Source organism: Parolsenella sp. (assembly GCF_982402205.1).
Genome location: NZ_CEVYAT010000104.1, coordinates 1 through 5,621, shown reverse-complemented (window position 1 = coordinate 5,621; position 5,621 = coordinate 1). Strand labels below are relative to the sequence as shown.

General features: G+C 67.2%; 6 protein-coding genes and 1 tRNA gene. 6 read left to right on the top strand and 1 reads right to left on the bottom strand.

The genetic code is table 11. The features are described 5' to 3' along the window. Positions 1 to 203: 203 nt before the first annotated feature. The 3 genes from rdgB (at position 204) to AC1VTH_RS06140 (ending at position 2,741) form a co-directional block, all read left to right on the top strand. Positions 204 to 830 (top strand): RdgB/HAM1 family non-canonical purine NTP pyrophosphatase, encoded by a 627-nt coding sequence (gene rdgB, locus AC1VTH_RS06150; protein ID WP_481335287.1) that lies wholly within the window; start codon positions 204 to 206, stop codon positions 828 to 830. 310 nt (positions 831 to 1,140) lie between these two features. Next, the gene (gene nagB / locus AC1VTH_RS06145) at positions 1,141 to 1,878 is read left to right on the top strand and encodes a glucosamine-6-phosphate deaminase (RefSeq protein ID WP_481335286.1); all 738 of its coding nucleotides are present in this window, start codon (positions 1,141 to 1,143) and stop codon (positions 1,876 to 1,878) included. Between the two features lie 74 nt (positions 1,879 to 1,952). Beyond that, positions 1,953 to 2,741, top strand: coding sequence for an HAD family hydrolase (locus AC1VTH_RS06140; protein WP_481335284.1), 789 nt, complete (start codon positions 1,953 to 1,955; stop codon positions 2,739 to 2,741). Between the two features lie 128 nt (positions 2,742 to 2,869). Here AC1VTH_RS06140 and AC1VTH_RS06135 read toward each other — a convergent pair whose 3' ends face one another. Then, positions 2,870 to 4,003: a M24 family metallopeptidase gene (locus AC1VTH_RS06135; protein ID WP_481335282.1), complete on the bottom strand. Its 1,134-nt coding sequence runs from the start codon at positions 4,001 to 4,003 to the stop codon at positions 2,870 to 2,872. A gap of 150 nt (positions 4,004 to 4,153) precedes the next feature. On the opposite strand from AC1VTH_RS06135, the gene AC1VTH_RS06130 reads away from it, so the two are divergent. The 3 genes from AC1VTH_RS06130 to AC1VTH_RS06120 all read left to right on the top strand — a co-directional run bounded on the left by AC1VTH_RS06130 (position 4,154) and on the right by AC1VTH_RS06120 (position 5,467). Continuing rightward, complete coding sequence (locus AC1VTH_RS06130) at positions 4,154 to 4,453, top strand: Veg family protein (RefSeq protein WP_293673311.1); 300 nt, start codon at positions 4,154 to 4,156, stop codon at positions 4,451 to 4,453. Positions 4,454 to 4,462: 9 nt separating this feature from the next. Further along, entirely contained in the window at positions 4,463 to 5,335 is an 873-nt protein-coding gene (locus AC1VTH_RS06125; RefSeq protein ID WP_481335280.1) for a 4-(cytidine 5'-diphospho)-2-C-methyl-D-erythritol kinase, read from the top strand. Between the two features lie 55 nt (positions 5,336 to 5,390). Continuing rightward, a tRNA-Pro gene (locus AC1VTH_RS06120) sits at positions 5,391 to 5,467 on the top strand. Positions 5,468 to 5,621 lie beyond the last annotated feature (154 nt).

The following is a 5,621-nucleotide window of genomic DNA, read 5'->3' as shown; positions in this document are numbered from 1 at the left end:
GCACCGTCGAGATCCAGGGCACCGGCGAGCACTCCACGCTCTCGCGCGCCCAGCTGAACGACCTTCTCGACATGGCCGAGCCCGCCATCGCCCGCCTCTGCAGCCTGCAGAACGAGGTCACGGGCTTTAGGTCCTAGCCGCTCGCTGTTGCTCGCGGGCCTGCGTCGCCGCGAGCCCCGCTCTCCCACAAGATTGGAGTCCCCATGCCCAAGATCGACATCGCCGCGCTCGACCCCGAGAAGACGGTCGTCGTTGCCACTGGCAATGCCCACAAGGTCACCGAGATCGAGGCCATCCTCGCCCCCGTCATGCCGGGCGTGACCTTCTACGCCCTGGGCGAGCTGGGAGACTTCCCCGACCCGGTGGAGAACGGTGACACCTTTGCCGAGAACGCCGTCATCAAGGCCCAGGCCGCGAGCGAGCAGGCGGGCCTGCCCGCCGTTGCCGACGACTCGGGCCTCGTGGTCGACGCCCTCTCCGGCGAGCCGGGCATCATGAGCGCGCGCTGGGCGGGCGTCCACGGCGACGACGCGCGCAACAACGCCAGGCTCATGCGCGAGATGGAGGGCGTCGCCGACGACGAGCGCACGGCGCGCTTCCACTCGAGCGTGGTGCTGCTCTACCCCGATGGCTCGTGCGTCACGGGCGAGGGCGACTGCGAGGGCACCATTGGCCACGAGCCGCGCGGCGAGCACGGCTTTGGCTATGACCCGCTGTTCTGGCCCGCCGACACCCCGGGCCGTACGATGGCCGAGCTCGAGCCTGCCGAGAAGAACGCCATCTCGCACCGCGCCCACGCCCTGGCAGACCTCGCTCGCCAGCTGGCCTAACCCTCGTGGGGCATATGACAGGGGGACGTGCCTTCTGTCATATGACAATAGGCACGTCCCTCTGACGCCGGTGCCGCTCGTCCGCTTGGTGCTTGAAATCGAGGGGGCGAGCGGGGCATCATGTAGATGTCTAGGGCAACGCCCTGGGCCGACGTGGACGGGCAGGGGCCTCGACGCGCCGGGACATCCTCATAGCTGCGCGACCTCGCCCTGGTGGCCGCGTCTCACGTTGGTTGCGGCCGACGCGGGCCGCACGGTGAGACGCGACGAGCAAATTCGCGTCCCACCGCCTCAAGAGAAGGGACGCGCCATGAGAATCATCAACTGTGGAACTTACGAGGCCATGAGCCGCAAGGCCGCCGACATCCTCGCCGCCCAGATTCAGCTCAAGCCCAACTGCGTGCTGGGCCTTGCCACCGGCACCACGCCCATCGGCGCCTACCAGGGCCTCATCAAGAAGCACCAGTCTGGCTCGCTCGACTTCTCCGAGGTTCGCACCTACAACCTCGACGAGTACCGCGGCCTCACCCACGAGGATCCGCAGAGCTACCACTACTTCATGAACGACCAGCTCTTCAACCACGTCAACATCGAACCGGCCAACGTCCACGTGCCCGACGGCGCCAACCCCGACGCCGACGCCGCCTGCGCTGAGTATGACCGCATGGTCGCCGAGGCCGGCTACTGCGACCTACAGCTCCTGGGCATTGGCCGCAACGGTCACATCGGCTTCAACGAGCCGGCCGCCGAGTTCTCCAAGGGCACGCACTGCGTTGACCTCACCGAGAGCACGATCGAGGCCAACTCCCGCCTCTTCGAGAAGGAGGAGGACGTGCCGCGCCAGGCCTACACCATGGGCACGCAGACGATCATGAACGCCCGCGCCATCCTCATGGTCGCCAACGGCGAGAACAAGGCCCAGGCCGTCTATGACATGTGCTTTGGCCCCATCGTGCCGAGCTGCCCCGCCTCGATTCTGCAGCTGCACCCCAACGTGTTCGTTGTCTGCGATGATGCCGCGCTCTCCCTGTGCAAGGGTCTCTACTAATATCTAGGCAGCATCTGCATGCAAGGGGCCCGAGATGCTGCGTGTCTCGGGCCCCCTTTGATTGGGGGACACAGGTGGCAATCAAGGCAGTCTTTCTCGACATCGACGGCACGCTCGTGCGCTTCAACGAGAGGCACCTCAACGACCGCACGCGCCAGGCGCTCGAGGCGGCCCGCGCCCAGGGCGTGGCGCTCATGATCGTGACCGGCCGCTACAAGGACGGCATTGGCGTGAACGCCGACTTTGCCTTTGACGGCTACTCGACGGCCAACGGCGAGTACTGCTTCATGGCGGACGGCGAGCTCATCCACATGCAGCCCATGGACCCGGCAGACGTCACGGCCTTCGCCAAGGCGTGCGAGAAGAGCGGCCTCTCCACGACGATTACCGAGCCCGATGACATCTACTTCTGCGGCTCGCGCGAGGAGCTCGAGAAGTCCGTCCGCTGGCAGTCGCGCCAGGACGAGCCGGGCGGCCGCGTGCGCCCCTGGTCCGTGGTGGGCGAGAACCCCGTGCTGCAGATGGTGGTCGACTGCGACCCCGCGCTCGACGACGAGCTGCTCGCAAACGTCCCCGGCCTCGAGAGCGCCCGCTGGAGCCCGGCCTTCATGGACGTGGTGGAGCGCGGCCGCGGCAAGGGCGACGCCATCGACGCCTTCTGCGAGCGTCTGGGCATCACGCCGGCCGAGTGCATGGCCGTGGGCGACGGCGGCAACGACGTGCACATGCTTGTGCACGCGGGCCTGGGCGTTGCCATGGGTCAGGCGGCCGACAGCGTCAAGGCCGCGGCGGACGTCGTGGCGCCGCCGTGCGACGAGGACGGCTGCGCCTGGGCCATCGAGAAGTACGTGCTGGGCCAGTAGGGCCGCGGCCTGCTGAGCAATCGATGACGTGCAGCTTACGCGTGTAAAAGAGGGCGCGCGACGGTGGGGGATGGCCCCGCCCTCGCGCGCCCCGTATTTGTGGCACTTCTCCAAATGATTATTCGCGGCTACCCCACGACCGTAAGCTGCTTGGGGTAGGAGTTCATGACCTCGCAGCCGTCCTCGGTGACGATGACGAGGTCCTCGATGCGCACGCCCGTGTCGCCCGGCAGGTAGATGCCCGGCTCGATCGAGAAGCACATGCCGGGGCGCACCGGCTCGTCGTGGGTGGACGAGACGTCGCCGGGCTCGTGGTCCTCGAGGCCAATCTGGTGGCCCAGACGGTGCGTGAAGTAGGGACCCCAGCCCGCGTCCTCGATGACCTTGCGGGCGGCGCGGTCAATCTGGGCAAAGGTGACGCCGGGGCCAACGATGGCCTCGGCCGCCTCGTTGGCAGCGCGGACCGTCTCGTAGACCTGGCGCTCATGGGCGCTGGGCTCGGCACCAAAGAAGAAGGTGCGGGTCATGTCCGAGCAGTAGCCGTCCTGCTTGCAGCCCACGTCAAAGAGCACGAGATCGCCCTTGTGCAGGACGGTGCCGTCGGGCTCGTGGTGCGGGTCGGCGGCGTTGGCGCCAAAGCTCACGATGGGGGTAAAGCTCACATCCTGCGCACCCAGGCGGCGGTACTCCGCCAGAAGGCCACTGGCGATCTGGTGCTCGGTGACGCCCTCGTGGAGCTGGGCCACGAGCCACTCCATGGCGCGGTCGTTGGTGGTCGAGGCGGCGCGCATGAGGTCGAGCTCGCGGGCGTCCTTGATGGCGCGCGCGTCGTCGACGGCTGCAGAGCCCAGGTGGTAGCCGCTTGCGCAGCCCGCCTCCATCATGGGCAGCAGCCACCGCGCGGCGAGGACCTTGTCGACGCCCAGGGGCTCGTCGTGGTTGGTTGCCTCGGCAACGAGGGAAATGGGGTCCTCGGTGTCGTCGAAGGTCACGACGCGGGCGCCAACGTGGGTGGCGTCGGGGAACAGGCGGTTGCAAAACATCGTGGCACCGATCCGGCCCGCCTCGTTACGTGCGAGGTAGAGGGCGTAGAAGCGCTCGTAGGGCACGTTCCAGTAGCCAGTGAGGTACCAGATTGACATGGGGTCTGCCACGAGCATCTGGCGCATGCCCCTGTGCTCGAGATTGTCCATGACGCGTCTGGCGCGCGCGAGGTCAAGCGTGCCGCTGGGCGAGAAGCAATCCTTATCAGGCGTGTTCATTCTGCGTTCCTTCCTGCGGGGCTGTTGAGCCTCGCGATGCTGCCGAATACGATAGTAGTTCGTATGAATGCAGAGTGCGGCAGTCTGCCGATTTTTGGTCATGCCCCGCGGGCGTGGTGCCAAGGCGTGCCGCAGAATAGAGAGTTACGCATGGAGAACGAAGTTCCTTCCGTCAACAGGGTCGACGAGATTCGCGAGAAGCTCCAGGGCCTCCAGGGCGAACGCCTCAAGGTGAGGGCCAACATGGGCCGCTCCCGCATCGTCGAGCGCACCGGTACCCTCGTCATGGCGCACCCCTCGCTCTTTGTCCTCGAGGTCGACGAGCACCGTGGCCGCAAGGCTCGCCAGTCCTACCAGTACGTCGACGTGCTCACCGGCACCGTCGAACTGTTCGACATCGAGACTGGCGAGCGCCTGTTTGACTTCGTGGCCGCCGAGCCCCTCGAGTAGGACTGTCGCATGGCTTGCCGCCAGGTCGTTGAGACTCCCTGCAAGGTTAACCTGCACCTGGGCATTCACCGGGGCAGGGACGGGCGTGGCTACCACCGGGTCGACTCGGTGATGGTTCCGGTGAGCCTGTGCGACACCATCGTGGTGGAGGACGCGCCCGCGCTCGAGGTCTGCCACGAGCCCGCGCTCGAGGTCGAGCCCGAGCGCACGACAGTCTGGCGCGCGGCGACGATGCTCGCCGTCGAGCTGGGCGAGAGCCCCAACGTGCGCGTGAGCGTCACGGCGCGCATCCCCGAGAAGGCGGGCTTGGGCGGCTCGTCCGCAGACGCCGGCGCCGTGCTGCGCGCGCTGGCCCAGCGCTGGGACGTTGACGTGCACGATGAGCGTGTGGTGGGCGTGGCCCGCCGCGTGGGTGCCGACGTAGCCTTCTTCCTCGACCCCCACCCTGGCCTCTACCTGGGTGCGGGCGACGTGCTCGAGCAGACCTTTCCCGAGTTCGCGCTGCCCGTTGCCCTGGTCATGCCCGCGGTCGGCGGCGTCTCCACCAAGGAGGCCTACGACGAGTTCGACCGCGCGGGCGAGGCGCCGGCTGGCTACGAGGCCGCCTGCGCCGCCCTTGCGAGCGGCGACGTTGCCGCCATGGCCGCGAGCCTCTACAACAACCTCGCGCCCGCCGCGTGCAGCCTGTGCGAGGACGTTGCGGCCGTGAGCTCGTGGATTGCCCGCCAACAGGGTGTGCTGGGCTCGATGGTCACGGGTTCTGGCGCCTGCTCGTTTGCCCTGTGCGAGCGCATGGACGTGGCCGAGCGGATTGCCCGCGATGCCCGCGAGACACGCGGCTGGCGCGCCTGGGCGGCGACTTGTGGTGGAGCTTTGGGCTAGTTGGTATCTTTTTCTTGGCTTTGGGGTAAGAATCTGGTAGAGTTCTCTCTTGCATCGGGTTGTGGCTCAGTTTGGTAGAGCACCGCGTTCGGGACGCGGGGGTCGCTGGTTCGAATCCAGTCAACCCGACCACGAATTGTCAGCCGCTGGCGGAAACGTCGGCGGCTTTTTTGTCGCCGAGTAGTGTGCCGCGTTTGCTGCCCTGGTGGGGATGGCCCGCGACGGGCGGGCCAATGCCGGCGGCGGATGATTCCGCTATCGGTGCCGGTCCCGTTGACCTTTGTAT